At 45.1% G+C, this 25,256-nt stretch carries 20 protein-coding genes; 12 read left to right on the top strand and 8 right to left on the bottom strand.

The features are described 5' to 3' along the window. Positions 1-68: 68 nt before the first annotated feature. From cmoA to LY387_RS05475, 5 genes are all read left to right on the top strand, one after another. Complete coding sequence (gene cmoA / locus LY387_RS05495) at positions 69-797, top strand: carboxy-S-adenosyl-L-methionine synthase CmoA (protein WP_128650740.1); 729 nt, start codon at positions 69-71, stop codon at positions 795-797. 80 nt (positions 798-877) lie between these two features. Beyond that, on the top strand, positions 878-1,855 hold the full coding sequence (cmoB, locus tag LY387_RS05490; protein WP_234495590.1) for a tRNA 5-methoxyuridine(34)/uridine 5-oxyacetic acid(34) synthase CmoB: 978 nt from the start codon (positions 878-880) through the stop codon (positions 1,853-1,855). A gap of 155 nt (positions 1,856-2,010) precedes the next feature. Then, entirely contained in the window at positions 2,011-2,748 is a 738-nt protein-coding gene (locus tag LY387_RS05485) for an ATP-dependent zinc protease (protein WP_234495589.1), read from the top strand. A 55-nt stretch (positions 2,749-2,803) separates the two neighbouring features. After that, complete coding sequence (locus LY387_RS05480) at positions 2,804-4,309, top strand: inactive transglutaminase family protein (RefSeq protein ID WP_234495588.1); 1,506 nt, start codon at positions 2,804-2,806, stop codon at positions 4,307-4,309. 3 nt (positions 4,310-4,312) lie between these two features. Further along, complete coding sequence (locus LY387_RS05475; RefSeq protein ID WP_234495587.1) at positions 4,313-5,293, top strand: alpha-L-glutamate ligase-like protein; 981 nt, start codon at positions 4,313-4,315, stop codon at positions 5,291-5,293. A 208-nt stretch (positions 5,294-5,501) separates the two neighbouring features. Here LY387_RS05475 and LY387_RS05470 read toward each other — a convergent pair whose 3' ends face one another. Then, entirely contained in the window at positions 5,502-7,619 is a 2,118-nt protein-coding gene (locus tag LY387_RS05470) for a methyl-accepting chemotaxis protein (protein ID WP_234495586.1), read from the bottom strand. A 200-nt stretch (positions 7,620-7,819) separates the two neighbouring features. Between LY387_RS05470 and xthA the strand changes: the two genes are divergently transcribed. Beyond that, the gene (gene xthA / locus LY387_RS05465; RefSeq protein WP_234495585.1) at positions 7,820-8,626 is read left to right on the top strand and encodes an exodeoxyribonuclease III; all 807 of its coding nucleotides are present in this window, start codon (positions 7,820-7,822) and stop codon (positions 8,624-8,626) included. Between the two features lie 108 nt (positions 8,627-8,734). Here the strand turns inward: xthA and LY387_RS05460 are convergent, their stop codons facing one another. Next, positions 8,735-9,766, bottom strand: a complete 1,032-nt coding sequence (locus tag LY387_RS05460; protein ID WP_234495584.1) for a porin — start codon at positions 9,764-9,766, stop codon at positions 8,735-8,737. Between the two features lie 684 nt (positions 9,767-10,450). Here LY387_RS05460 and LY387_RS05455 point away from each other — a divergent pair. Then, positions 10,451-10,654 carry a hypothetical protein gene (locus LY387_RS05455; RefSeq protein WP_042471982.1) on the top strand — a complete coding sequence of 68 codons (204 nt, stop codon included), beginning with the start codon at positions 10,451-10,453 and terminating at the stop codon, positions 10,652-10,654. A gap of 81 nt (positions 10,655-10,735) precedes the next feature. Here LY387_RS05455 and LY387_RS05450 read toward each other — a convergent pair whose 3' ends face one another. From LY387_RS05450 to LY387_RS05430, 5 genes are all read right to left on the bottom strand, one after another. Further along, positions 10,736-11,416, bottom strand: a complete 681-nt coding sequence (locus LY387_RS05450; RefSeq protein WP_042471980.1) for an ABC transporter permease — start codon at positions 11,414-11,416, stop codon at positions 10,736-10,738. 3 nt (positions 11,417-11,419) lie between these two features. Further along, the gene (locus tag LY387_RS05445) at positions 11,420-12,160 is read right to left on the bottom strand and encodes an ABC transporter permease (RefSeq protein ID WP_234495583.1); all 741 of its coding nucleotides are present in this window, start codon (positions 12,158-12,160) and stop codon (positions 11,420-11,422) included. A 121-nt stretch (positions 12,161-12,281) separates the two neighbouring features. Then, positions 12,282-13,052 carry an ABC transporter substrate-binding protein gene (locus tag LY387_RS05440; RefSeq protein ID WP_234495582.1) on the bottom strand — a complete coding sequence of 257 codons (771 nt, stop codon included), beginning with the start codon at positions 13,050-13,052 and terminating at the stop codon, positions 12,282-12,284. Positions 13,053-13,141: 89 nt separating this feature from the next. Beyond that, positions 13,142-13,912, bottom strand: coding sequence for an ABC transporter ATP-binding protein (locus tag LY387_RS05435; RefSeq protein WP_234495581.1), 771 nt, complete (start codon positions 13,910-13,912; stop codon positions 13,142-13,144). Between the two features lie 443 nt (positions 13,913-14,355). Then, positions 14,356-15,816: a flagellar sheath protein A gene (locus LY387_RS05430; protein WP_234495580.1), complete on the bottom strand. Its 1,461-nt coding sequence runs from the start codon at positions 15,814-15,816 to the stop codon at positions 14,356-14,358. Positions 15,817-16,243: 427 nt separating this feature from the next. Between LY387_RS05430 and LY387_RS05425 the strand changes: the two genes are divergently transcribed. The 3 genes from LY387_RS05425 (at position 16,244) to LY387_RS05415 (ending at position 21,536) form a co-directional block, all read left to right on the top strand. Beyond that, positions 16,244-17,791, top strand: coding sequence for a DUF3360 family protein (locus LY387_RS05425; RefSeq protein WP_042471969.1), 1,548 nt, complete (start codon positions 16,244-16,246; stop codon positions 17,789-17,791). A gap of 261 nt (positions 17,792-18,052) precedes the next feature. Then, on the top strand, positions 18,053-20,329 hold the full coding sequence (gene pflB, locus LY387_RS05420) for a formate C-acetyltransferase (RefSeq protein ID WP_234495579.1): 2,277 nt from the start codon (positions 18,053-18,055) through the stop codon (positions 20,327-20,329). Positions 20,330-20,555: 226 nt separating this feature from the next. Then, positions 20,556-21,536 carry a lipid A deacylase LpxR family protein gene (locus LY387_RS05415; RefSeq protein ID WP_234495578.1) on the top strand — a complete coding sequence of 327 codons (981 nt, stop codon included), beginning with the start codon at positions 20,556-20,558 and terminating at the stop codon, positions 21,534-21,536. 58 nt (positions 21,537-21,594) lie between these two features. Here the strand turns inward: LY387_RS05415 and LY387_RS05410 are convergent, their stop codons facing one another. Then, complete coding sequence (locus LY387_RS05410) at positions 21,595-23,475, bottom strand: methyl-accepting chemotaxis protein (RefSeq protein ID WP_234495577.1); 1,881 nt, start codon at positions 23,473-23,475, stop codon at positions 21,595-21,597. Between the two features lie 272 nt (positions 23,476-23,747). Between LY387_RS05410 and pflA the strand changes: the two genes are divergently transcribed. Then, complete coding sequence (gene pflA, locus LY387_RS05405; RefSeq protein WP_042471961.1) at positions 23,748-24,488, top strand: pyruvate formate lyase 1-activating protein; 741 nt, start codon at positions 23,748-23,750, stop codon at positions 24,486-24,488. A gap of 168 nt (positions 24,489-24,656) precedes the next feature. Then, complete coding sequence (locus LY387_RS05400; protein WP_042471957.1) at positions 24,657-25,157, top strand: YfbU family protein; 501 nt, start codon at positions 24,657-24,659, stop codon at positions 25,155-25,157. Positions 25,158-25,256: the final 99 nt, after the last annotated feature.

Here is a 25,256-nt window from a genome sequence, read left to right as displayed (position 1 = left end):
TCCTCGAATGACGTAAAATGCGCGCCTTTTTTATCGCGTCCGTATAAACGGCAATGGGGAACCTTAACATGCAGAATAAAGACACTATATTCTCTGCTCCTATCGACAAGATTGGTGATTTCACCTTCGATGAGCGAGTAGCTGAAGTCTTCCCAGATATGATTCAGCGCAGTGTGCCTGGGTACAGCAACATTATTTCTGCAATTGGCATGCTCGCCGAGCGTTTCGCCAAACCCCACTCAACCATCTATGATCTTGGCTGCTCACTCGGTGCGGCTACTTTATCGATGCGCCGCAATATCACCCAAGAAGGTTGTCAGATTATCGCTGTCGATAACTCTTCGGCTATGGTTGAGCGCTGCAAGCTACACGTGAACGCGTATCGCTCAGACACACCAGTGAATGTGGTTGAAGCCGATATCCGTGATATCGAGATCAAAGACGCCTCTGTGGTTGTGCTTAACTTTACTCTGCAATTCCTATCGCCAGACGATCGCCGCACGCTGCTAGAGAAAATCTATGCGGGTCTGCGCCCAGGTGGTATTTTGATTTTGTCAGAGAAGTACGTATTTGAAGACGAGGGCTCAAACGAACTGCTTATCGACCTTCACCACGACTTTAAACGTGCCAACGGTTACAGCGAGCTTGAGATCAGCCAAAAACGCAGCGCGATTGAAAATGTTATGCGCCCAGACTCGATCAACGTGCATAAAGAGCGATTTAAAGAGATTGGATTTACTAGCTATGAAGTCTGGTTCCAATGCTTCAACTTTGGCTCTATGTTCGCCATTAAGTAATATCTCAGTGCTGCTGATAGTTAAGCAGCGCTAGACACCGTATCCCAAGTCGTCGACACCCAATATTAGTAGAGAGTTTCATGTTTAACTTTGCGAATTTCTATCAGCTTATCGCTCAAGATACCAAGCTTCAGCCTTGGCTTAATATCCTGCCACAGCAACTGACCGACTGGCAGAATGCCGAGCACGGTGATTTTGACCGTTGGTTGCGCGCGCTTGCAAAAATTCCGGCAGGTCAACCAGACAACGTTGAGTTAAAAAGTGAAGTTTCTCTAGCAAACAATGACGCACTGGCAACCGGTGAGATGAAGAAGCTTGAGAACTTGCTTCGTACCTTCCACCCTTGGCGCAAAGGCCCTTATCGTGTTCACGATATCCATATCGATACCGAGTGGCGCTCTGACTGGAAATGGGATCGCGTGCTTCCGCACATCTCTCCACTGAAAAACCGCTCAGTATTGGATGTTGGTTGTGGTAATGGCTATCACATGTGGCGCATGCTGGGTGAAGGCGCTCGTTTGTGTGTCGGCATTGACCCATCACATCTGTTCTTAGTGCAGTTTGAAGCGATTCGTAAGTTGATGGGCGGCGACCAGCGTGCCCACCTTCTTCCACTAGGTATTGAGCAGTTACCTGAGCTTCAAGCGTTTGACACTGTATTCAGCATGGGCGTGCTTTACCACCGTCGTTCTCCTTTGGATCACCTGATTCAACTTAAAAACCAGCTGGTTGCTGGTGGTGAGTTGGTTTTAGAGACATTGGTTATCGAAGGTGACGAGAACGCAGTGCTAGTCCCAGTTGATCGCTACGCGCAAATGCGTAACGTTTACTTCTTCCCTTCAGCGCGTGCACTTAAAGTGTGGCTAGAGAAAGTTGGCTTTGTGAACGTACGTATTGTCGATGAAAATGTGACCTCAACAGACGAGCAGCGCACCACAGGATGGATGACACACAACTCCCTTCCTGAGTACCTAGATCAGAACGATCCTAGCAAAACCGTCGAAGGTTACCCTGCTCCACGCCGCGCAATCTTAGTGGCTGAAAATCCAAGCAAATAATCCTAACGTCAAAAAAAGTGATGTTTAATGCATCAGCTTTTACATCACTTTTATAAGTCTGACGTAGCTCTGACAATAGGGAGTATCGCACTCCCTATTGGTTACGATAAAATCAACGCTTCCAAGTTCCACTTTATTGTTTTTTAGGGTTTAAGATGTACAAACGTTTGGCACCTCTTGTCGCCATCGGCCTACTTTCAGGTTGTTCTACCGTCAATCACCAAGAACTTCATCAAAACACCATCAGCGCAATTCAGGAATCCGAGCAGCGCCTCGACAATAGACTGACCAATCTAACGCTTCAAATCAGCAACAACGCTGACTATATCGATAGCTTAGAGTCTGAAATTATCGCTCTTACCAAAGAAGTCGAGATGCTACGCAAAGCAGACGGCAGTGAAGAAGAACAAGAAGAAGAGCAAGCGAAGCCACTCCCTGTAATTGCACCGACCACATTCTCCTCTGCTCCCGTTGTCCTTGGGTCTGTTGAACGCGTACGTTTAGATGCGCTCGATAAGACGTTTGACGCTCGAGTTGATACCGGCGCAGTCACCTCTTCATTAAATGCGAGCGATATTCAAGCATTCGAAAGAGATGGCAAACAATGGGTAAAATTTAAACTTGTTGACGAAAAGGCCGAGAAAGAAAGTAACCGTTGGATTGAAGCACCTGTTATTCGATATGTTAAAATTCGTCAATCCACCAGCGACAAAATGGAACGCAGAGCTGTGGTTGAATTATGGATCCGTGTTGGAAAAATCCATGAAAAAGCACAATTTACACTGGCAGATCGCTCACAAATGACCCACCCTATACTACTAGGAAGAGAATTTATCAAAGATATTGCTTTAGTTGATGTTAGTCAGCAATATATACTTTCATCTAACAAGTAATTTTCTTTAAAATAACACCTCCTTCAGGGAAGCAATTACAATAATAAGGTTGTTTATGACTTCACGTATTCCATTTTTCCTATCTGTAGGATTACTTATTGCGGCAGGGATCGCTTTAAGTGTCATAAGGCACGACACCTATGGCGTACCATGGACTCCAGGCGAAACTCGTCAGGTTTGGGACATTGAAGCTAGAGTTGAGTTTAATGCGATTGGCAAACCAGCCAAAGTGTCATTAGCAGCACCATATACTCAAGAAGGCTTCACTCTCATTGGCGAATCAGCCTCATCACCTGGCTACGGTGTCTCTTATGTCGATTCTGACGCCGGTCGCCGCGCTGAATGGTCTATCCGCCAAGCGCAAGGTCCACAGACCATCTACTACAAAACCCAATTTCTTGTGGATGACCAAGCGCTCGCTAACTCAACACCGCCTTCAGAAGATGTCGTTAAACCAACCTTTGATGGTCCTGAAGAAGCTGCCGCGATTGCACTTGTGGAACGTGCAGAGTCTCGCTCTTCTGACAACGTTACTTTTACCCGTGAGCTAATCAAAGCACTAAACGATGGTGATAGTCAGAACTCAGCGCTTATCCTAAACAACATGACTAAACTGCAAGCGGCGGCGAAGTTGCTCGCGTTTGCTGAAGTCCCTAGTAAGGTAGTCGGTGTAATCGAACTTGAAGACGGTCGCCGTCGTCAGTCGATTCAACAGATGCTTCAAGTGTGGGATGGTGCCAAATGGAAGATTTTCTCTCCTGAAACGACTGAAGGTCAAAAGAAACAAAACCTAATGGTTTGGGATGAATCCAATGTTTCTTTGCTAGACGTAGTTGGCGGCAAAGACAGTAAAGTGCACTTTACAATGATCGCTCAAGAGGTATCACCTCAAGAAGCGACCAACAGCAAAGTTGATGCAGACGGTCTACTAAACTTCTCTATCCACAGCCTACCGCTGGAAGAGCAAGCCATGTTTAAGACCATCATGCTAATCCCTATCGGCGCTTTGATTGTTGTATTCTTGCGTATCCTCATCGGTCTTAAAACCTCCGGTACCTTCATGCCAGTTCTGATTGCGGTTGCGTTTGTACAGACCCAACTAGTAACAGGTATTGTGGGCTTCCTACTGATTGTCGGTACTGGTCTGGTAATTCGTAGTTATCTATCCAAGCTTAACCTGCTGCTGGTGGCGCGGATATCCGCGGTTATCATCACAGTTATTCTGATTATTTCTGTCTTTACCGTAGTGGCGTTCAAGATTGGTCTGACTGAAGGTCTTTCTATTACCTTCTTCCCTATGATCATCCTATCTTGGACTATCGAACGTATGTCTATTCTTTGGGAAGAAGAAGGCGCGAAAGAAGTCATTATGCAGGGCGGTGGTTCGCTGTTAACAGCGGTACTGGTTTACCTAGCGATGACCAACTCTTACGTTCAACATCTAACGTTTAACTTTATCGGTCTGCAGCTGGTTATCCTTGGTGGTATCTTGCTACTTGGTACCTACACAGGTTACCGACTCACTGAACTGCGTCGATTTAAACCATTGACGGAGGACTAATCTATGCTTGGAAAGCTAACCAGTCCTTTTAAGCTTCGTGAGCGCGGCATTATGGGTATGAACCAACGTAACCATGGTTACATTGGTAAGTACAATGACCGCTCGAAGTATCCACTTGTGGATGACAAACTAAAGACCAAGATCATTGCAGAGAAAGCTGGCGCAACCACGCCAGCTCTTATCGGCGTCGTCAGTAACCAGGCGGAAGCGAAGCGCATCCACAACATGGTCAAAGAGTGGCCAGGGTTTGTGATTAAGCCTGCTCAAGGCAGTGGCGGTAAAGGCATTCTTGTTGTCGTTAGCCACAAAGATGGCGTGTACACCAAACCATCTGGAGCAACCATCAACAAAGAAGACGTTGAGCGCCACATCAGTAACACGCTGGCAGGTCTGTTTTCTCTCGGTGGTAAGAACGATGTTGCCGTCGTAGAAAACTTGATCAAGTTTGACGACTGTTTTGACGGCTTTAGTTTCGAAGGTGTGCCAGATGTTCGTATCATCGTATTCCAGGGCTACCCTGTCATGGCGATGATGCGTCTATCGACCTCTGCATCCGATGGTAAAGCAAACCTTCACCAAGGTGCGGTTGGTGTCGGGATCGATATCGCAACCGGCAGAGCGGTTCGAGCGGTCCAATTTGACCGTCCGGTCACGCTTCACCCAGATACAGGCAAAGAGCTCGCTACTCTAGCAGTACCACACTGGAAACGACTACTCACTCTCGCTTCAAGCGCCTATGAAATGACTGGGCTTGGCTACATGGGTACCGACATGGTACTCGATAGAGAGGAAGGTCCGATGGTACTTGAGTTGAATGCTCGTCCTGGCCTTGCGATTCAGATCGCAAATGGCTGTGGTCTGCTACCAAGGCTTCAACATATCGAGTCACTCGGTGAACCAAACCCGTTCGAGTACCCAAGCCCAGAAGAACGCGTAGAGTACGCAGCTAAGATGTTTGGTCACGCCTCTGGCGATAGCGAATAACGTCGTTACACAGCAGATAGAAACAACGAACTGAGTGCCTTCTTCCGAACGCGCTCAGTTCTTTTTTTGGGGCTATCAAACCGTCACACGCTCTACATGACCAGCATAGCAATCGGCGATACTGCTACTACCGAAGCACTTAATTACCAAAGAAAACGCGCTCCAAATTGGAGCGCGTTTTTATATTCAACCTAGGCTTTAACCAGCGTTAGACTTTGAATTGATTCATCAGTGTTTGCTGCGTATCAGATAGCGCATTGATCTCCTGCCCTACTTTCTCTGCGTCACCGGCATTTTCGAGGATCTTCGCACTCAAATCTCGAATGTTGCTGACATTTTGATTCACTTCCGAAGAAACTGATTGCTGCTCTTCTGCTGCCTTAACAATCTGAGAGTTCATATCATTAATGGCTGAGATGGACTCGAAAATTCGGCTCAGCGCAGCGACGGCTTGTTGAACATGGTCTGCTGTCGAATCCGCAAGGTTAGAGCTCTCTTGCATGGCGGCGACAACATCTGCTGTGCCTTTTTGCACTCGCTCAATTACCTGCTGGATCTCACCTACAGAATCTTGCGTGCGACTTGCTAGACTTCGAACCTCATCAGCAACCACGGCAAAACCTCGACCTTGCTCGCCCGCTCGAGCCGCTTCAATCGCCGCATTAAGAGCGAGTAAGTTAGTTTGCTCGGAGATCCCTTCAATTACCGACAAGATCTCTGTGATGTTTGCGTTGTTCTGCGCCAGTTCTTCAACGACCGGTACCGTCATCTTCATCTGCTCAACCAAGCGAACCATCTCGTGAGCTGACAGCTCCGCGACTTCTTGACCGTGGCTCGCGGATTCGTTCGCAGAAGAGGCTGCCTCTACTGCAACCTCCGCGTTTTGCACAACGAGAGATGCTGTTTGCGTCATCTCTTCAGAAGCTGTTGCGACTAAGTCCACTTCTCTAAACTGTGCTTCGCTGCTTTCGCGAGTCGCCATTGCAGTGCGGCTAGCAGATTCTGCAGTGCCACTAATTTGTTCTGTGGTCTTAGCAACTTGCTGAATGGTGGTCTGAAGCTTACTTAAGAAGGCGTTAAACTGCTCGGCAAGCTGTCCGATTTCATCCTTCGATTTCACATCTAGACGCTGGGTCAGGTCACCTTCACCACTAGCAATATCTTCAAGTCGGGTTACCACTTCTCGAATTGGCTTCACTAGGCGTGATGACATCACACTAATAATGATAAGACCGACCACAACAAAGCCAGAGCCAACGATAATCTCGAATACAATACCGTCGCTTAGCTGTTGTGAAATGATTCGATCTAAAGTGATCGCATCACTCAACACGCTTTCGCGCGGCATATCAAAGAACACACCCCAGGTCTGGTTGGCGATCTTAACGGGGTTAAACACGGTTAACCACTGATTGTCCGCACTCCAAAGCGTTGCTGCTTCTTCTCCGAACATGAGATCGGTAATTTGGTCTTGAGAGAGAACTTTGCTTTGGTAACGAGAGCCAGCAAGAACGCTTGTATCGTCACTGGCGATAACGCTCTCATCCAAACTGATGATGTTCACATGACCGTCACCACTGAATAGGCTTGAGTCAGAGTCCATTACCGTTTTGGCAAGTCCAGTAAGCTGTAGGTCAATCCCCAAGAAACCAATAATGATGCTGTCGACTTCGATAGGAATAGAAAGTGAAGACGTGAGATGCTGAACTTCACCGACCTGACTGAGGCGTGGTGTGCTCACACAGGCAGATTCAGTCGCAAGTGGGCAATAGAAACGTTCGCCGTTTTCCATCGCATCTTGCATTGATTTAGATAACACAGTTCGCACTGCGTTCTCGCCTGTTGCAGACATTTGCCAGTAGGTCGCAAACTGCCCTTGCTCATTGGAGCCTACGTAATCAGCGCCTTGGTAGTTACCATCTTCGCCATCAAGCATGTTTGGCTTGAATACCAGATAGGCACCTTGAATCGAAGGAAACTGAATCACCGCTTGGCGCATCATTTCATCCAGCGCTAAACGCAAGTCTTCACTTGGCAGGAAGTTCTCTTCAGCGTTGTATTTCTGAAACTTAGCGTTGGCTATTAGCATCTCGGCACGGTACACCGCTTCATCAAAGTAGGCTTTGACTTCACGAGCGTTAATCTCAGCCTGAGCTTCTAAAAGCGACTGTGATTTTTCGGAAACCGATTGAGAGCTCATCGCTTGTATAGATTGCTGGCTATTGACGGCGTTATAAAGAGAAAAGCCTATTAAAGCGATAGAGGTAAACAGCAAGCAGCAGCCTGCCAGTACCGTGATTTTCCACTGCACGGAGAGAGTTCGCATAGTACATCCTTTTAGCAAACAGAGAGCACATATTGTTTTTATATCGACCAGAAGTCGTAATTATTGAGCGTTTTATTACATCATTTTTACATCTTTCGCTCAACCCAGATCTGCCCTAACTTGGGGTTATAGATGGATGTAATTGAGACACAGTGCTAGTATTTTGCTTTCGATTTTAAAAATCACAGGATTAGTGAGAAATGAAAGTCATCAGCTTTAATATCAATGGTCTGCGTGCGCGTCTGCATCAACTACAAGCTCTTATCGACAAGCATCAACCGGATGTCATTGGTCTACAAGAAATCAAAGTTCACGATGAAGCCTTCCCGGTCGAAGCCGTCGAAGAGATGGGCTACAAAGTCTACTTCCATGGTCAAAAGGCGCACTACGGTGTAGCCATGCTTTGCAAGAAAGAACCTATCTCAGTTCAAAAAGGTTTTCCCACTGACAATGAAGACCATCAGAAGCGAATGATCATGGCGACGTTTGAAGATGACAACGGCGAAAAGGTGACGGTACTTAACGGCTACTTCCCTCAAGGTGACAATATCGCCCACGAGACTAAGTACCCTTACAAGCGTGAGTTCTACCAAGACTTGATGACGTACCTTAACGAGCACCATACCAATGATGAGCAAGTCATTGTAATGGGTGACATCAACATCAGCCCTATCGACTTAGACATCGGTATTGGTGAGCCAAACCGTAAACGCTGGCTGAAAACAGGTAAATGTTCATTCCAACCTGAAGAGCGCGAGTGGTTAAAGACACTACTTGATTGGGGTTTTGCTGACACCTTCCGTAAACTTCACCCAGATGTCGACGACAAATTCTCGTGGTTTGATTATCGCTCTCGTGGCTTTGACGATAACCGCGGACTACGTATTGATGTTATTTTGGCGACGCCTAAGCTTGCGGAAAAATGCATTGAATCTGATGTTGATTATGAACTGCGCGGTATTGAAAAGCCTTCTGATCACGCTCCGATTTGGTCAACGTTCAATTAATAGCCAATTTATTCTTTCGAATTAATTGGTTTTCAATAAATAGAAAGAAGGCCGGACAGTGTCGGCCTTCTTATTAAATATGAGATTTAAAGACGTTTTGCTGGGTTATTACCAGTATACGCGGAAACCAACCGCACCATTGAAGTCACCATCAACGATTTGTGCTTCAAATTCTTTGTCAGCGCCCTTAGAGTAACCACCTAGCGTTGTACCGTCAGCGTATTGACCTTCAATCCAGATACGAGACCAGCTGTTTAGGTGATATACGATACCAGCGTATAGGTTTTTACTGTTGTCAGATGCGTTCGTTACACCGATTGCAAGAAGCTCATCAAGTGCATCGTGCTTAACGTATTCAAAACCAGCATAAATAGTAGCATTGTCTTGGATATCGTAGTTAGCCGCTACGCTGAACGCGTCTTCTTTGATTTTTAGTACTTGGTTTTTGTACTCTGCGTTGTAGTAAGTTGCTTGAACATAAGATTTCTCAAACGTATAACCTACAGAACCAGTGTATGCTGTTGATTCTAGTTTACCAACGCCAGACTCTTCGTCCTTATCCGTTGCACCACCTAGAATAAAGTCAAAGTCACCAAAGTTTGCGCTACCGAAAAGCTGAGCGGTGCTTGGCGCTGAGTTGTTCTCATCTAGGCCGTAACCTGCGCCGATAGAGAAGTTTTCACCGTCAAACGCGTACTTAATGTAGTTGTCGTGTTTGAACGAAGCACTCGCTAGGTAACGAATACCTGAACCGCCAAACCAGTAAGAGAAATCTGCACCGTAGAAATCATCCTGAGTCGTGTATTGACGACCTAGAGATACTTTACCCCAGTCACCGCCGAAACCTGCGTAGTGCAGACGACCTGCAACTTCACCGTTGCCTGGTAGACCAAATTCAACTAGACCGTGAACGTATAGATCATCGCTAACATTGTATTTAGCGTTGATACCACCACGAGAACCAGATGTATTTAGCTTCGTAGTACGTGTGTCCGTTTCTGAATCATTAACACTTGTTAATTCAGTACGAATCTGACCATAGAATTCTGCAGAACCTTCTTCAGATTTGAATATTTCTGCTGCGTTTGCACCTGTAACAAATAGAGTCGGCAATACCACTGCCAATAATGTCTTTTTCATATAATTCACTTTATTAATTATCAATCCATTGTGGTCCAACCCTGGACCGCAATGAAATACTAATTTTTATGTTTTTTTAGGTCAATATGAAACTGGCTAGAACAATAGTCATACAAAACACAGCAAAAGTGAATAATTATACAAGACAGCAGACAATAAAAATGACAGATGAATAACACCAGTCAAAAGTTAACATTTGGCATGAAAACGACGATTTTTACATCTATCTGGCGATAAATCCTACTTAAAACCCTACAATTGACATATAACATCATAGCAACATACCCGCTCATTATGTTATAAACAGACACATCTACAGAATTTTTTAACATAAGGTCAAATAATCAACAATAAATCAGCGTGGTGATATTTTGGAAATTCATCACTAGTTAAAATAGCGAATAATTATTGGATTAAAAAAATATAAACAATGTGATCTTTCGAACAAAATTTGGGCTGTTTATATTTTTTGATTCGCTTTTATATGGCCATTTTGACTTAATTCCATTGCGTTTTTATTTCCCAGCTTCATTTAATTCAGCTTTAAATGATCGGTTTCGAGCGAGATACTCGTATACAAGGCTGGCTAAAAGTTATGGCAATGGTCAAACTAGACGGCTCGGTTTTAGTGAGCTAGATTTTAAGTAGCCTTTTCGAGGCTTAATTGATTTGAGAGGATGTCGAATGAAAGTGAAATTATTTATAGGCGCAATGAGCCTTGTTTTCGCAATGGGTACTGCAAACGCTAGCAGCGATACCTTTGACAGTACTATCATCACACCACCGACGCTAAACAGTAATGCAGGCGAGCACAACGATAGGCGCAACTGCCAGCTAGCTAAGCGACGTGGCCAAGAGCTTCCAAATTACTGCTCTATTTACATGTGATTTAACTCTCTCAATGGAGCCATGATTGGTTCGTTTTCATTGCTACAACGAAAAACCCCCTCGCTTTGGAGGGGGTTTGTTTTATCCGTTTAATGGCCTTAGATAAGCAAGGAACCGCTTCTCGGCTTTCTTGAAGCACCACAGTATTATGAATGTCAGTGCCATATAGAACAGGCCTGCCGCTAGGAACGACTCAAAGGGTGCGTAGTATCGCGAGTTCACGAGTCGCGCAGCACCAGTCAAATCCATTATGGTGACAATACCCGCTACAGCAGAGCCATGAAGCATGAAAATTACTTCATTACTGTAGGCTGGTAGTGCCCTTCTGAGCGCAGAAGGAAGTATGATGCGACGATAGGTTTTCCATGTGCTCATGCCAAATGCTTTTGCGGCTTCAACTTCACCTTTTGGTAATCCGTTAATCGCGCCGCGTATGATCTCTGCGGTATACGCTGAGGTATTGAGAACAAACGCCACCAGTGCACAGAACCAAGCGTTCTCCCAAAGTGTATCTTTAACTGGGAAAAACTGATCCATACCGTAGTAAATAAGGTAAAGCTGTACCAGCAATGGCGTGCCACGGAAAAAGTAGATAAAGCCCCACGACGGTAAACTAAACAGGTAATTGGTGCTATTACGAGCAACTGCTAGTGGTATCGCTACACACAGACCAATAATTAGAGCGGTCGCGACTAACCACATCGTCGTCCACAAGCCATCGAAGTAGATGGGTAAGCTATCTATAATCAGTGAAAAATCCATAGCTTACCTCACATGAATACTGAATTTGCGTTCAACAAGCTTAAGTAAACCGGTTGAAACACTGGTGAAGATCAAGAAGATAATGGACACCGCCATGTAAAAGGTAAATGGCATCTTAGTCGTACCTGCGGCTAGAGAGCTCATACGTACCATATCTTCCAAGCCAATAATTGACACTAGTGCGGTTGTCTTGAGCAGTACTAACCAGTTGTTACCAAACCCTGGTAGAGCATGACGAATCATTTGCGGAAGCAAGATTCGACGAAACGCTAACGTTGAACTCATACCGTAAGCTTTTGCCGCTTCCATTTCACCCTTATCCACGGCCATGATCGCACCACGGAAAGTCTCTGCCATGTATGCACCGAAGATGAAACCAATTGTCAGTACACCAGCAATAAATGGCGATACATCAATGTAGTCTGGAAGGTAAGATGTCCATTCGTGATTTGGGTTGCTCGAAGCAAACCACTCATTCAACCACTCGTTTGTTGCGTACAAACTGTTGTTGAGAAGAATCTGTCCGCCGAAAAAGATCAGCATCATAAGCACGAGGTCTGGAATGCCTCGAATGATCGTCGTATAGAGGGTCGCAATCGCGCGAGCCCATTTGTAGGGTGCTAATTTTGCAAGCGCACCTAACATACCAAGCACCATAGCGAGGATCAGTGATAACACCGCCACTTCTATAGTGAGTACGGCCCCTTTGAGAATTGAGGCTTCATATCCTTGTAAATCGAGCATAGTTCCTTCCAACAGCACAGCAAAATTGTTGGTCAGTCTTACCAAAAGACCTGTGACCCGCCTTTTAGTAAAAAGGGCTTGAGACTAGCTCAAGCCCTCGTGTTTTCATTCAGCGATCAGATTATTGACCGTAAACGTCGTAGTTAAAGTACTTAGACGCAATCTCGTCGTACTTGCCACTTGCACGTAGTGAAGTGATTGCAGCGTCAAGTTGCTTCGTTAGGTCTTTGTCTTGCTTACGTACTGCAATACCCATACCTTCACCGAACCATTTCGCATCAGTTAGAGAAGGACCAACAAACTCGTATGCATCGCCGCCGTCTTTGTTGATCACACCCTCTTCTAGAGCTGATGCGTCACCAAGTACTGCTGCGATACGGCCGTTTGCTAGGTCAAGGTACGCTTCGTCGAAAGAACCGTAACGTACGATTTCTACTTGATCGCCGTAGTTATCAGTTAGGTATTTGTCGTGAGTAGTCGCACGTTGTACACCGATCTTCGCACCGCTTAGGTTGTCGAAGTCTAGACCTGCGCCTTTCTTAGCGATGAATTTGTTAGGGATTTGAGCGTACTTACCAGTGAAGTCAACTTTCTTCTTACGTTCTTCAGTGATAGACATCGCTGCGATGATTGCATCGTATTTACGAGCAAGAAGAGAAGGAATGATGCCATCCCAGTCTTGAGGAACGATCACACATTTCGCTTTTAGCTCTTCACAAAGCGCGTTAGCCATATCAACGTCGAAACCTTTGATAGAACCGTCTGCCTCTGTCCAGCTAAATGGAGGGTATGCACCTTCAATACCAAAGCGCACTGTCTTCCATTCCTTAGCCTGTGCTACTCCAGTCGCCGCTGTTGCAGCAAGTGCTGCTACCATTAACCACTTTTTCATTTCCATACTCCTGTGATTGAAATTTTTGTTTTTTGAATGTTGTGTTTTTAGATTTCTAAGGTCGAAACCCCAGTTAGCCACCCACTATATTAGTAGATAGATGAGATAAATTGCTGTAAACGTTCTGATTCTGGGTTAGTGAACAGCTTTGCAGGATCGCCCTGTTCTTCTACTCGGCCTTGGTGCAAGAACATAACATGATTAGATACGTCTCTAGCGAACGCCATTTCATGGGTTACCACCAGCATCGTTCTGCCCTCTTCGGCCAGATCTTGCATTACACCGAGAACTTCACCTACCAACTCAGGGTCGAGTGCAGACGTTGGTTCATCGAACAGCATCACTTCAGGCTCAACCGCCAGCGCTCGCGCAATAGCAGCTCGCTGCTGCTGACCGCCGGACAAGTGCCCTGGGTAGTAATCACGACGCTCATACAAGCCCACTTTCTTAAGTAGAAGCTCTGCATTTTCGATAGCCTGTGCCTTCGGCACACCAAGAACATGGATCGGTGCTTCGATGATGTTCTCTAGAACCGTCATGTGCGACCAAAGATTAAACCCTTGAAAAACCATGGCTAAACGAGAACGGATTCGTTGAACTTGCTTTTCATTGGCAGGAAGTGATTCACCCTGACGGTTTTTCTTCATTTCGATCAATTCACCATTGACCCAAATTTCACCTTCAGTAGGCGTTTCTAGTAGATTGATACAACGTAGAAAGGTACTTTTACCAGAACCAGATGAGCCAATAATTGAGATGACATCACCTTTGTGTGCAGCGAGGGAAATTCCCTTCAAAACTTCATTTTGACCAAAGGTCTTGTGCAGCTCTTTTATGTCCAGCGCGGGTACATCATTCATGCGCTTGTGCTCCCTGTATATTATTGACTGCTAAGCCTATTTGATAGGCAAAAGGTACTCCGACCTTTTATTTGTTCGATACAAGCTAGCACTAGAATGTATAACTTGCAACAAACTATTAACCTGTTTTTGTTGACTACGCAGGCATTGTATCTGACAAATTATGCAATTTGAAGTTTTTATCGCTGTAAAATGTGAATAAACTTTACTGAATGCTGCACATTTAGTCATTGGTGATTTTTTGTTCTTTGGTGCACTTTATTGCATCTTTGTTACGAGCGCAGGCTCTATTTTAGTTAGATCTTCTAGTTGAGGGTGACTTATCAGTGAATAAGACCAACTTATAGGTCATTAGCAAATATAATGAGCTAGTTGAATTTTTTGATAGTTAGATCAAAAAAGCCCTCTCGCAATGAGAGGGCTTGATATAACTCTATTAACTTTTAGTTGTCGTAACGATGTAGATAGTACGATCTTGTTTGCGCAATATTGTTCAACGTGTATCTCATATCTTGTAATGACTTAACAATACTCATGTTGTCATTGTCTACGTTACCATCACCACCGTGTCTAAATGCAGTCATGAAGTCTGACAGCGCCATATCTTTATCATTCTCTGTAAACAAATAGGACTGAGAGATTTTAGAAGAAGAAGTAATTCTCAAACTATCTGCAACACTGCTACTAAATTCACTTAAGTCAAGCTGAGGAATTTTAACTGTTGGAGATATGTGAGTATAAACAGCATGCTTAACTAGATAACCACCTTGGCCTTGTTCATAGGCGATACGTTGAAGACCCTTTTCTGTATCGACCGCAATACTGGCTCGTACATCTACAGTTTCGTTTGAAACTGATGGTTTCGCATCGTTAGCATTGTTAGACATAAACAGTCCTTCGTCATCGATAGAGATCGACCACGTCGTACTAATGACATCTTGATAGCTTGCTTCCCAACCTGCTGCCGCAATCGAGCCACTCATGCTGTAAGCCCAAGTTTCGCCCTGTCTTTCATCTGGGTGGTAGTAGTTCGCCTGATTGCCGCTAACTGGTAGTTCCGCGAGTTCATACATGAAGTTATTGTAAATGGCGTTCAAGTCTATAGTCGGAGTTGTACTGACAATCTGTGACTTAGATGTATCCGCCGTACCAAGGTTGCCAGTAAACTTCATGCTATTGCCATTCCAACCATTAAAGCCATATTGGAATAGTTGACTACGATCTGTAGTGCGATACTGACTGATCATCGTACTTTCATTTCTAACGCCTTCAATCGAATCCAACGTATTGTTAGTACTCGTAATAGTCTCTAGCTGTGAATCATAGTAAAGCTGGATGTTTGGGTTACCTGTTGCATCCTCATCGTTTGTGTAAGCGAGGTTGGTCACTGTCGTTGGAGTGTCATTACCTCCTGTCAAACATGAACCTTGTGAAGCAGGGTTACGAACTGATAGATACGTGCTTCTCATACTCGAATCAGAACTAAGCACTTCTTTCGAAAACGATTGAGCAAATACTTGGTTACCGTACTGCTCTTGTAAAGTCACATATCCATCGTCAGGAATATTTTCTAATGCAATCTTAAGCGTACCATTTGAAGCTGAAACTTCAGAGCCAACCTGATTTCCTTCTGCATCTGAGTAAACAGCCTTCAGGAACGCATCCAACGAACTGCCAATTGCGTAGTAGTTCAACGCCTTGGTATCGCCATTGTCTTCGCGAAGATCGTAAACCGTACAACTTGAAGAAGAGTTATAGTCAACTTCTGCTGACTTATAAAAGCTGAATGTATAATAAGTAAGGCTAGGTCCAGGTGGCGTTGAACTACCACCACCGCCGCCACCACAACCAATCATGGCACCTGAAATTGCTGCTACTAGTGGCAACATTACTGCTTTTTTCATTGTTACATTCCTAATTCATGTCCTGGCGGCAAAGTGTTGCCACTCTCTCTCAATTGATGAAGATGTTGCAAACTCTAAGCCAAGTTTTTTGACTCCCATTCAAAATGTGGATTCATCTTCTGAATGTAATTGGAATGTAGTTTTAATTACTGAAAGTCAGTTACGGCGATTGTTAATAAAGTGCGCTATTTCAAACAACTGTTGTAGTTTTCTTTCACAATTTTTCTTAAAGTGATCAAGATCAATCAAGGTCTTACTGTTGCTTGTTAGACTCGGCTGCATTGATATAGCACGAATTATTCACCCGATTTTTAGAATGTTGTCTATCCTTAGCACGTTAACCACGTGCACCTCCTAGCCGAGGCAATCGGTGACTTCAGTTCGTATATCAAGCCAAACGACTAACTTTTATATATATGAGGAATCTATGTCAGACGCAGTTAACAAAGCGCATTCTGATTCGGATATCGAGACTAAGAGCTATCAAGAGCTTCACCGTCCAGCATCTGAGTTTGCCAGCCGCTCTGAATACCTAGACCACGAACTTCAAATCATGAAACCGCGCCGCTATGGTTTAAACCTACCGGGTCGCGACTTCCGTTTTGAACTAGAAGATTTGGTACCTGCTCTTGCTGGTACTATCGGCATTATCGCAATGTACTCAGCGGTAATGATGTCATGGGCAGACGGTCTAACCGCTGCTTGGGATCACGTAAACCTTGGTAAAGAGTTTGCTATCGAGGTAGCGCGTGTAGAAATGCTTATCCCAGCGCTTCTATTCTGTGTTCTTGCATCTGGTTTCATCAACCCTAGAGCTAACCTTGCCGGTAACCACGGCCCGATGATCCCACTTATCGGTTCTATCGCGCTTGCAGGTGCTCACCCTCTTGCTCTTGCCATCCTTCTTGGTGTATTCGGTTTATTGCTAAGTTACTTTAAAGGTGGCTCTAAGCTGGTAAACCTCACCTCTCAAGGTACCGCGGGCGGTCTCTTAATATTCCTAGGCTTTACTGGCACCATGAGCCAAATCGGCTCGATTCAAGAATGGGCAGTAGGTCTACAATCTGCAAACGTTGAAGCAGGCAGCATGGGCTATGTTGGCCTTATCGTGCTTGGTATCAACATCGCGGTTTATGCTTACCTAGCGAAGATCAACATGCGTTGGTTGGCTATCCCAGTGTGTGCGGTAACGGGTCTTCTTCTGGCTCTTGGTCTAGGCGCTGGTTTCGATTTAACGTTCGAAACTGAAATGGGTCTTCCAAACCTAAACCCAGTTTACTGGTGGGGCAGCACAGAGCAAGGTTGGATGCTTGGTCTTCCTAACCTTCAACACTTCATTGCTTCTCTACCGTTTGCAATCCTAGCGGTTGCGATGTGGTCTCCAGACTTCCTTGGTCACCGTATCTTCCAAGAGCTGAACTACCCACGTAAGACTGAAAAAGTTCTGATGGACGTAGATGACACTATGACTATGTGTTCTGTACGTCAGATGGTTGGTACTGCAGTTGGTGGTGGTAACATCACATCTTCTTGGGGTACTTACATGATCCCAGCTGCAATCGCTAAGCGTCCTATCCCAGCGGGTGCGATTCTACTTGGTTCTCTATGTATCATCGTTGCTATTCTTGGCTTCCCAATGGATGTTGCAGTATGGCCACCAGTAATGCGCGTTGCTCTTCTGGTAGGTGTATTCCTTCCTCTACTTGAAGCGGGTATGCAGATGGTTAAAGAGACAAAAGATTCACAAGCTGCAGGTATCTGTATCTTTGCATCAGTAGTAGCGAACCCAGTACTTGCTTGGGCTCTAACTATGTTCTTAGACAATAATGGTCTAATTGGTGACAAAGAGCGTGCTTCTCGTCTATCTTTTGTAGATAAGATTGTCATCCCAGTTGGCGTATTCGTAGTCTGCCTAGTAGCGATGCTCGCTGTAGGTATGCTTGAAGGACAGTATGGAATCCCAGCTTTCCTATAATACCTAGTTGATTATTTGGGCAGTGACATTCACTGCCCAAATTTTTATCACACTTTTTTAAGATTTATTGATTTAGTTTAAGTTTTACAATTTATTTTTAGTGTAGGCTTGATTTTAACGTCAGGAATGACAATATCTATAACCATACTAACCATAAGTGGTTATACGATATTTTTATTCAATGGTACTGGCTCTTCCTCCGAGGAGCATGCGTATAAGACGCACAGTACGTGTTTTTTCTACTAAAAAGGTAGGTATGTCATGGCAGAGCAATTTGCTAAAGCTTGGGAAGGTTTTGCTGCAGGTGACTGGCAAAACGAAGTAAACGTACGTGACTTCATTCAGAAGAACTACACTCCTTATGAAGGCGACGAGTCTTTCCTAGTTTCTGAAGGTACTGAAGCGACTAACACGCTTTGGGCTAAAGTAATGGAAGGTATCAAGCAGGAAAACAGCACTCACGCTCCTGTTGATTTCGATACTTCTGTTATCTCTACCATCACTTCACATGATGCGGGCTACATCAACAAAGACCTAGAAACAATCGTTGGTCTACAAACTGAAGCGCCTCTTAAGCGTGCAATCATGCCTAACGGCGGCGTGCGCATGATCGAAGGTTCTTGTAAAGCATACGGCCGTACGCTTGACCCACAAGTTTCTAAAATCTACTCAGAGTACCGTAAAACACACAACCAAGGTGTTTTCGATGTTTACTCTCCAGACATCCTAAAATGTCGTAAGTCTGGTGTTCTGACTGGTCTTCCAGATGCATACGGTCGTGGTCGTATCATCGGTGACTACCGTCGTGTAGCACTGTACGGTGTAGACTTCCTAATGAAGGACAAAGTTGCTCAGTTCCACTCTACTCAAGAGAAACTAGAAGCTGGCGACGATCTACAAATGACTATGCAGCTGCGTGAAGAGCTTCAAGAGCAACACCGCGCACTAGGTCAAATGAAAGAAATGGCAGCTTCTTACGGCTTCGACATTTCTGGTCCTGCAACTACTGCAAAAGAAGCAATCCAGTGGACTTACTTCGGTTACCTAGCTGCTGTTAAATCTCAAAACGGCGCGGCTATGTCTCTAGGTCGTACTTCTACTTTCCTAGACGTATACGTTGAGCGTGATATCGCTGCTGGCATCATCACTGAAGAACAAGCTCAGGAAATGATCGACCACTTCGTAATGAAGCTACGTATGGTTCGCTTCCTACGTACTCCTGAGTACGATGAGCTATTCTCTGGCGACCCAATCTGGGCAACAGAATCTATGGGTGGTATGGGTGTTGACGGTCGTACGCTTGTTACGCGTACAAACTTCCGTTTCCTAAACACGCTATACACTATGGGTCCTTCTCCAGAGCCAAACATCACTGTACTTTGGTCTGAGCAGCTACCTGACGGCTTCAAGAAGTTCTGTGCGAAGGTATCTATCGATACTTCTTCTATCCAGTACGAGAACGATGACCTAATGCGTCCAGATTTCGACAACGATGACTACGCTATCGCTTGTTGTGTATCTCCAATGGTTATCGGTAAGCACATGCAGTTCTTCGGCGCTCGTGCAAACCTAGCTAAGACTCTACTTTACGTTATCAACGGCGGTGTAGATGAGAAGCTTAAGATCCAAGTTGGTCCTAAGACTGAAGCAATGACTGACGAAGTTCTAGACTTCGACAAAGTTTGGGCTGGTCTAGACAGCTTCATGGATTGGCTAGCTAAGCAATACGTGACTGCGCTAAACGCAATCCATTACTCTCACGACAAGTACAGCTACGAAGCAGCGCTTATGGCTCTACACGACCGTGACGTACGTCGTACAATGGCTTGTGGTATCGCTGGTCTATCTGTTGCAGCTGACTCTCTATCTGCAATCAAATACGGTACAGTTAAGCCAATCCGTGACGAAGACGGCATCGCGATCGACTTCGACATCTCTGGCGACTACCCGAAATTTGGTAACAACGACGCTCGTGTTGATGACATGGCTTGTGAGCTTGTTACTATCTTCATGAACAAGATCCGTAAGCTTAAGACTTACCGTGATGCAGTACCTACACAGTCTATCCTTACTATCACTTCAAACGTGGTATACGGTAAGAAGACTGGTACTACACCAGACGGTCGTAAAGCAGGTGCTCCATTCGCTCCAGGTGCAAACCCAATGCACGGTCGCGATGAGAAAGGTGCTGTAGCTTCTCTTACTTCTGTAGGTAAACTACCGTTTGCTGACGCTAAAGATGGTATCTCTTACACCTTCTCTATCGTTCCAAACGCACTAGGTAAAGAAGAAGATTCACAACGTTCTAACCTTGCTGGCCTAATGGATGGTTACTTCCACCACGAAACTGGCATCGAAGGTGGTCAACACCTAAACGTGAACGTTCTTAACCGCGAAACTCTAGAAGACGCAGTTAAGCACCCTGAGAAATACCCTCAGCTAACAATCCGTGTATCTGGCTACGCTGTTCGCTTTAACTCTCTAACTGCAGAGCAACAAGCTGACGTAATCGCACGTACGTTCACTGAATCTCTATAATCTAGAATTATACTGATTTAGATAAAAACCTCGCTTCGGCGAGGTTTTTTTATAGCTGGACAAAATGCGAACAAAAGATTCTCATTGGTTAAGGATTGTTTACAATTTTCCTACATTGCAGATACTTTATCACTCATAGATCACTGACTTGCCCTTCTCAAACGTGTCACACTCGTCTTAACTGAAAACATCTCTACTAGCCGTATTTGAAGAGAGTTGATATAAAATGAAGATCCCATTTGTAATACCTCTGCTTATCGCCAGCAGTTGTGCCTTCGCTTCAGAGCGTTCCACCCTCTCCTTTTCACTGGATAATGACGGTATTTGGGGTACCGACGAAGACTACACGAACGGAATCTTCCTCTCCTACACGAGTAGTGCCATCACGCCTTGGGCGATTTTCAGACCACTAAGTCTCTCTTATTGGGGAGCATCTTCGCTCGACAAGATTGAATTCCAACTCGGTCATAAGATGTGGACGCCCTCCGATATTGAAGCTGAAGTCCCAATCGCCAACGACCGCCCTTATGCTGGCTATTTTCACGGTGAGTTAAATTACATTAGTTTGCACCCACAGCAGGCACAGCGATTTAATGTCACGCTGGGAAGTACCGGCGAAGGGTCTTTTGCAGATAAAGCTCAGCAGTTGGTTCATTCCATAGTCGGGTCAGCCGACCCCAAAGGCTGGGCTTATCAAATAGAAGATAGAGTCGTTGGCAGTGTCGGTTACCTAACACACCTCAATTTGCAGCGAGAGCCTTTGTTTGGCAACACCGGTTGGGAGGTTTCTAATGTCACCGAAGCGAACTTGGGCAACTTTAGAAGTGATATCTCTACCGGGATGATGTTTCGATTTGGCTCTGAATTAGGCGGTAACTTCGGTTCAGCAAACATCGGCACAGAGAACCCATTTAAAGCAGGTATGATTGGCGCGTCGAATCAAGGCTGGTTTACTTACTTTGGCGTTAAAGCACGCTATCGATTTAACGACATCACTATAGAGGGCGATCGCCCCGGCATACCAGAGCCAAGCGATGCTTATGATGTCACCCTTCAGCCGATTCAAGGTGAAGCGGTCTTAGGCGCGACATGGTACAACGCTTATGTGGGGATCAACCTCTTTGCTGGCACCAAGTCGGCCGAATATAAAGAAGCACCGAGAAACGTGTACGGAAATGGTGGAATTTCACTGTTTGCCTTCTTTTAAAAACAAAACAGGCACTCTAAAGTGCCTGTTTTGCTATCCGCTTAGTCATATTTCTTAGCTATGCCGTTTTAAACCTTTCACACTCCTGATACAGCTCAGTCGAACGCTTATCCACACCATCACTGGTTTGCTTTAAGCTCTGGCTGCTTGTTTCTAGCTCGCCCATGGACTCATTGATTTGGGCCATGTTGCTCGCCATTGATTGAGAGGTCGTGGCTAGCTCTTTCACAGAGGCAAAAATCACCTCTGTCTGTGAACTTGCCTCTTGCGCTTTGTTCATGATCTCTTCGAGCGCCGCTTTCGCTTGATTGCCCTGCTCTCGCCCGGATTGCATCGACGAGTCAGACTGAGCAATAAACTGTATCACCTGCGTACTTTCTTGCTTCATGGTGTCGATAGTGCCAGATATCTCTTCCACTGCTTGTACTGTTCTCACAGCAAGGCTTCGTACTTCATCCGCAACCACGGCAAAGCCGCGCCCTTGCTCTCCAGCTCGTGCCGCTTCGATAGCAGCGTTCAATGCCAGCAAATTGGTTTGTTCTGCAATGCCGTTGATGATTTCCATCACTGAGTCAATCTTTTGCGATGCTTGCTCTAGCTGCTCAATATGGGTCGCAGCATCTTCTAGAATCGCGCCCACTTTCTCAAAAGAGGCAATGGTATCTACGATAATCTCACCGCCCGCTTGCGCTGAGTCTGCCGAGGTTTTACTGATGCTTGCCACATATTCCAGCGATCCTGAGATTTCCTGTGTCGTGACACTGACCTCTTCGGTGGCTGAGGCGAGCAATTGTGTTTGCTCAATAACCTGGCTCTGATGCTGGCGCAATTGATTGATGCCAGTGTCTAGCTCGCCCGAGTTATTCGACAACTGCTGGCTGTTTACTTTCACACCATCTACCAAGGTACCCAGATTTTCGCAGCTGACATTAATCGCCTTCTTCAATTGATTAAATTCGTCTCGGGTATTGTTGCTAACAGGAAGTCGAGTCGATAAGTCACCCTTCTCTACTTGTTTTAGCGCATTCAGTGTCTGCTTCAATGAACGAGCTAAAGAGACATTCATCGTTAGGAAAATCGCGGTAGTAAAGAGTGCCAAAAGCGCACAGGCAATACCCACTGAGATTTGGGTCATGCTTGAAACTTGGCTCGCCTCTTGATTTAAGGCCTGTGCTTGTTGATTGAGCGCTAGCGCTGCATTGTCGAATGCTGCAAGCGTTGTGGCTTGCGCCTGGTCCAGCTTGTTCTCAAGACCGACTAATGTCCCAGACAGCTCAACGACTCGAGCGAAACCAAGCTCTAATGCTTTCACTTCTTTCTCATACAGTTCAAGCATGGCATAGGAATTTGACGCATTAACAAACCCTGCCAAAGCTCGCTTAAAACCCTTCTCATTCTGTTCGTTCGGATCGATAAGATACTCTTGTAAGCTGGTCACGACTTTCTGAAAGTCCGACGTCAATGTCACCATGCCCGTTTCTTTGATAGCGGCGTCGATCTTAACGTTGTTTTCTTGAAGCTGCTCTAGCAAGCCATCGTTAACAGAAAAACCGAGTTCTGATTTTAAGGTTAACCAAGGACTCAAGTTAAAGATAAATGACTCAAGTGCTGTTGAGATTGAATCGCTCTCGATCATTAAACCCGCACTTTGCAGGACCGCCAGATCTTGCTCAGCACTGGTTTCAAGCTCATCCATACTGTTTTCAAACGCGTCCATTCCATCAGCGGAAAGTGTGGTGCGACGATTGACTGTATCCATCAATAGAACTTGAGTAGAGGCTAGGTGAGCGCTGGCCTTATTCATTCCGCTGCTACTAGTGAATTTCTCGTTCAGGCTAGCAAGTGAATTAAAGATAAACAGCACCAAAATGATGAACCCTGACCACAGAGTGAGCATCGAAAATAAGGTTTTTTGTTTTTGTGATAAAGCAACTTCCATGTTTTCCCCTTATAGCGACAAGCGTGTTGGTCTCTCGACCAAACAAACTGCGACAATCACAACCAATAAATTTGGTCTAGACTAAGCAAACTAGCAATCTATGTACCACTTACCAATAATATAATTAACAACGCTATAACATTATCACCTCATGAGCAACAGAAGCCGTTTACTGATCGATACAGACTATGAATGGGAGTCCACTTTTCCTGTCGTAGGGTGTGGTTTTGTAATAAAATGACGGGTAAAAATAAGTTAGTAGAGAAGAGCATATGTCAACAACAGGTCGCATTCACTCATTCGAATCTTGCGGTACCGTCGATGGACCGGGTATTCGTTTTATTGTCTTTATGCAAGGCTGTCTTATGCGCTGCCAGTATTGCCACAACCGCGATACTTGGGATACGCATGACGGCAAAGAAATCAATGTCGATGAGCTAATCAAAGAGGCGAAATCTTACCGCCACTTTATGAATGCGTCTGGCGGTGGTGTGACTTGCTCTGGTGGTGAGGCAATGCTTCAACCAGAATTTGTTCGTGACTTCTTTAGAGCAGCTCAAGCAGAAGGCATCCACACCTGTCTTGATACTAACGGCTACATTCGCAAGCATACTGACGTTGTTGACGAAGTGCTGGAAGCCACCGATCTCGTGATGCTTGACCTTAAGCACATGAAAGATGAAATCCACCAAGACTTCATCGGCGTTTCTAACCGTCGCGTTCTCGACTTTGCACGTTACCTGCACAAAATCGGTCAAAAAACCTGGATTCGCTACGTCGTTGTCCCTGGTTATACCGACGATCCAGAAGCGGCTCACATGTTAGGTGAATTCATTAAAGATATGGATAACATCGAGAAAGTTGAACTGCTTCCGTACCACAAACTTGGTGCGCACAAATGGGAAGCACTCGGCTTTGATTATCCGCTTGAAGGCGTTGAGCCACCGAAGAAAGAAGTGATGGATGAAATCCAAAGCATCTTGCTTCAATACACGGATACGGTGAAATACTAGAGCTTGCAATCTGTAAAGCTTTGACACGAAAAAAACGCGCTAGAAGGCGCGTTTTTTGTCATAAATATGTGTTGAGATCATGTTATAAGTCATACATATACTGTTAATCTGTCGATAATTCGTATTCATACATAAACTTATTAGAAAGTATTTAGTGAGGCTCTCAACATGGAAATGACAAACGCTCAACGTCTAATCCTATCTAACCAGTACTACCTGATGGCGAAACTCACGCCAGAAAACGCAGCGAAATACCAGCGTCTTCAGACCATCGTAGAACGTGGCTACGAGCTACAAATGCGTGAGATGAACAAAGAGTTCGGTTGCCTTGTAGAAGATGAGTGTCGTGAAGTTATCGACATCATGGAAATGTATCACGCGATGCAAGAATCAAACAAAATGCTATCTGAAGAAGATCGTAAAGACGTCGATCAGCGCCGTCTACAGTTCTTGGGCTTTGATATTGCAACTGAAGCACAGTTAGTGAACTATGTTCGCTTCTTAGTGGACTCTGAAGGTCTGTATCCTCAGTTCGACAAGGGTGACCACCACTTCAATAGCCATGTTCCAATGCTAGACAAATATCGTCGCATGCTGGTTACGTGGAGAAACTGCCCACGTCAATATCACCTATCAAGTGCAGAATTCCGCCAGATTTTTAACGCTTAAGACGTTTTTGAAACGGCTGTAGTCGTATTTTATGAAGAATGCCCGCCAATTTGAGCGGGTATTTTTTTGAGATTTTTTTTCTCATTGCACGGTCATCTC

Source organism: Vibrio maritimus, from assembly GCF_021441885.1.
GTDB classification, from domain to species: domain Bacteria; phylum Pseudomonadota; class Gammaproteobacteria; order Enterobacterales; family Vibrionaceae; genus Vibrio; species Vibrio maritimus_B.
Note: the sequence above shows the minus strand (reverse complement) of the source record. Positions and strands in the feature narration are given on the sequence as shown.

Excerpts from the sequence above, each read along its gene's own strand:
- cmoA (WP_128650740.1), top strand. The coding sequence starts at position 69 with ATGCAGAATAAAGACACTATATTCTCTGCTCCTATCGACAAGATTGGT.
- cmoB (WP_234495590.1), top strand. The coding sequence starts at position 878 with ATGTTTAACTTTGCGAATTTCTATCAGCTTATCGCTCAAGATACCAAG.
- LY387_RS05485 (WP_234495589.1), top strand. The coding sequence starts at position 2,011 with ATGTACAAACGTTTGGCACCTCTTGTCGCCATCGGCCTACTTTCAGGT.
- LY387_RS05480 (WP_234495588.1), top strand. The coding sequence starts at position 2,804 with ATGACTTCACGTATTCCATTTTTCCTATCTGTAGGATTACTTATTGCG.
- LY387_RS05475 (WP_234495587.1), top strand. The coding sequence starts at position 4,313 with ATGCTTGGAAAGCTAACCAGTCCTTTTAAGCTTCGTGAGCGCGGCATT.
- LY387_RS05470 (WP_234495586.1), bottom strand. The coding sequence starts at position 7,619 with ATGCGAACTCTCTCCGTGCAGTGGAAAATCACGGTACTGGCAGGCTGC.
- xthA (WP_234495585.1), top strand. The coding sequence starts at position 7,820 with ATGAAAGTCATCAGCTTTAATATCAATGGTCTGCGTGCGCGTCTGCAT.
- LY387_RS05460 (WP_234495584.1), bottom strand. The coding sequence starts at position 9,766 with ATGAAAAAGACATTATTGGCAGTGGTATTGCCGACTCTATTTGTTACA.
- LY387_RS05455 (WP_042471982.1), top strand. The coding sequence starts at position 10,451 with ATGAAAGTGAAATTATTTATAGGCGCAATGAGCCTTGTTTTCGCAATG.
- LY387_RS05450 (WP_042471980.1), bottom strand. The coding sequence starts at position 11,416 with ATGGATTTTTCACTGATTATAGATAGCTTACCCATCTACTTCGATGGC.
- LY387_RS05445 (WP_234495583.1), bottom strand. The coding sequence starts at position 12,160 with ATGCTCGATTTACAAGGATATGAAGCCTCAATTCTCAAAGGGGCCGTA.
- LY387_RS05440 (WP_234495582.1), bottom strand. The coding sequence starts at position 13,052 with ATGAAAAAGTGGTTAATGGTAGCAGCACTTGCTGCAACAGCGGCGACT.
- LY387_RS05435 (WP_234495581.1), bottom strand. The coding sequence starts at position 13,912 with ATGAATGATGTACCCGCGCTGGACATAAAAGAGCTGCACAAGACCTTT.
- LY387_RS05430 (WP_234495580.1), bottom strand. The coding sequence starts at position 15,816 with ATGAAAAAAGCAGTAATGTTGCCACTAGTAGCAGCAATTTCAGGTGCC.
- LY387_RS05425 (WP_042471969.1), top strand. The coding sequence starts at position 16,244 with ATGTCAGACGCAGTTAACAAAGCGCATTCTGATTCGGATATCGAGACT.
- pflB (WP_234495579.1), top strand. The coding sequence starts at position 18,053 with ATGGCAGAGCAATTTGCTAAAGCTTGGGAAGGTTTTGCTGCAGGTGAC.
- LY387_RS05415 (WP_234495578.1), top strand. The coding sequence starts at position 20,556 with ATGAAGATCCCATTTGTAATACCTCTGCTTATCGCCAGCAGTTGTGCC.
- LY387_RS05410 (WP_234495577.1), bottom strand. The coding sequence starts at position 23,475 with ATGGAAGTTGCTTTATCACAAAAACAAAAAACCTTATTTTCGATGCTC.
- pflA (WP_042471961.1), top strand. The coding sequence starts at position 23,748 with ATGTCAACAACAGGTCGCATTCACTCATTCGAATCTTGCGGTACCGTC.
- LY387_RS05400 (WP_042471957.1), top strand. The coding sequence starts at position 24,657 with ATGGAAATGACAAACGCTCAACGTCTAATCCTATCTAACCAGTACTAC.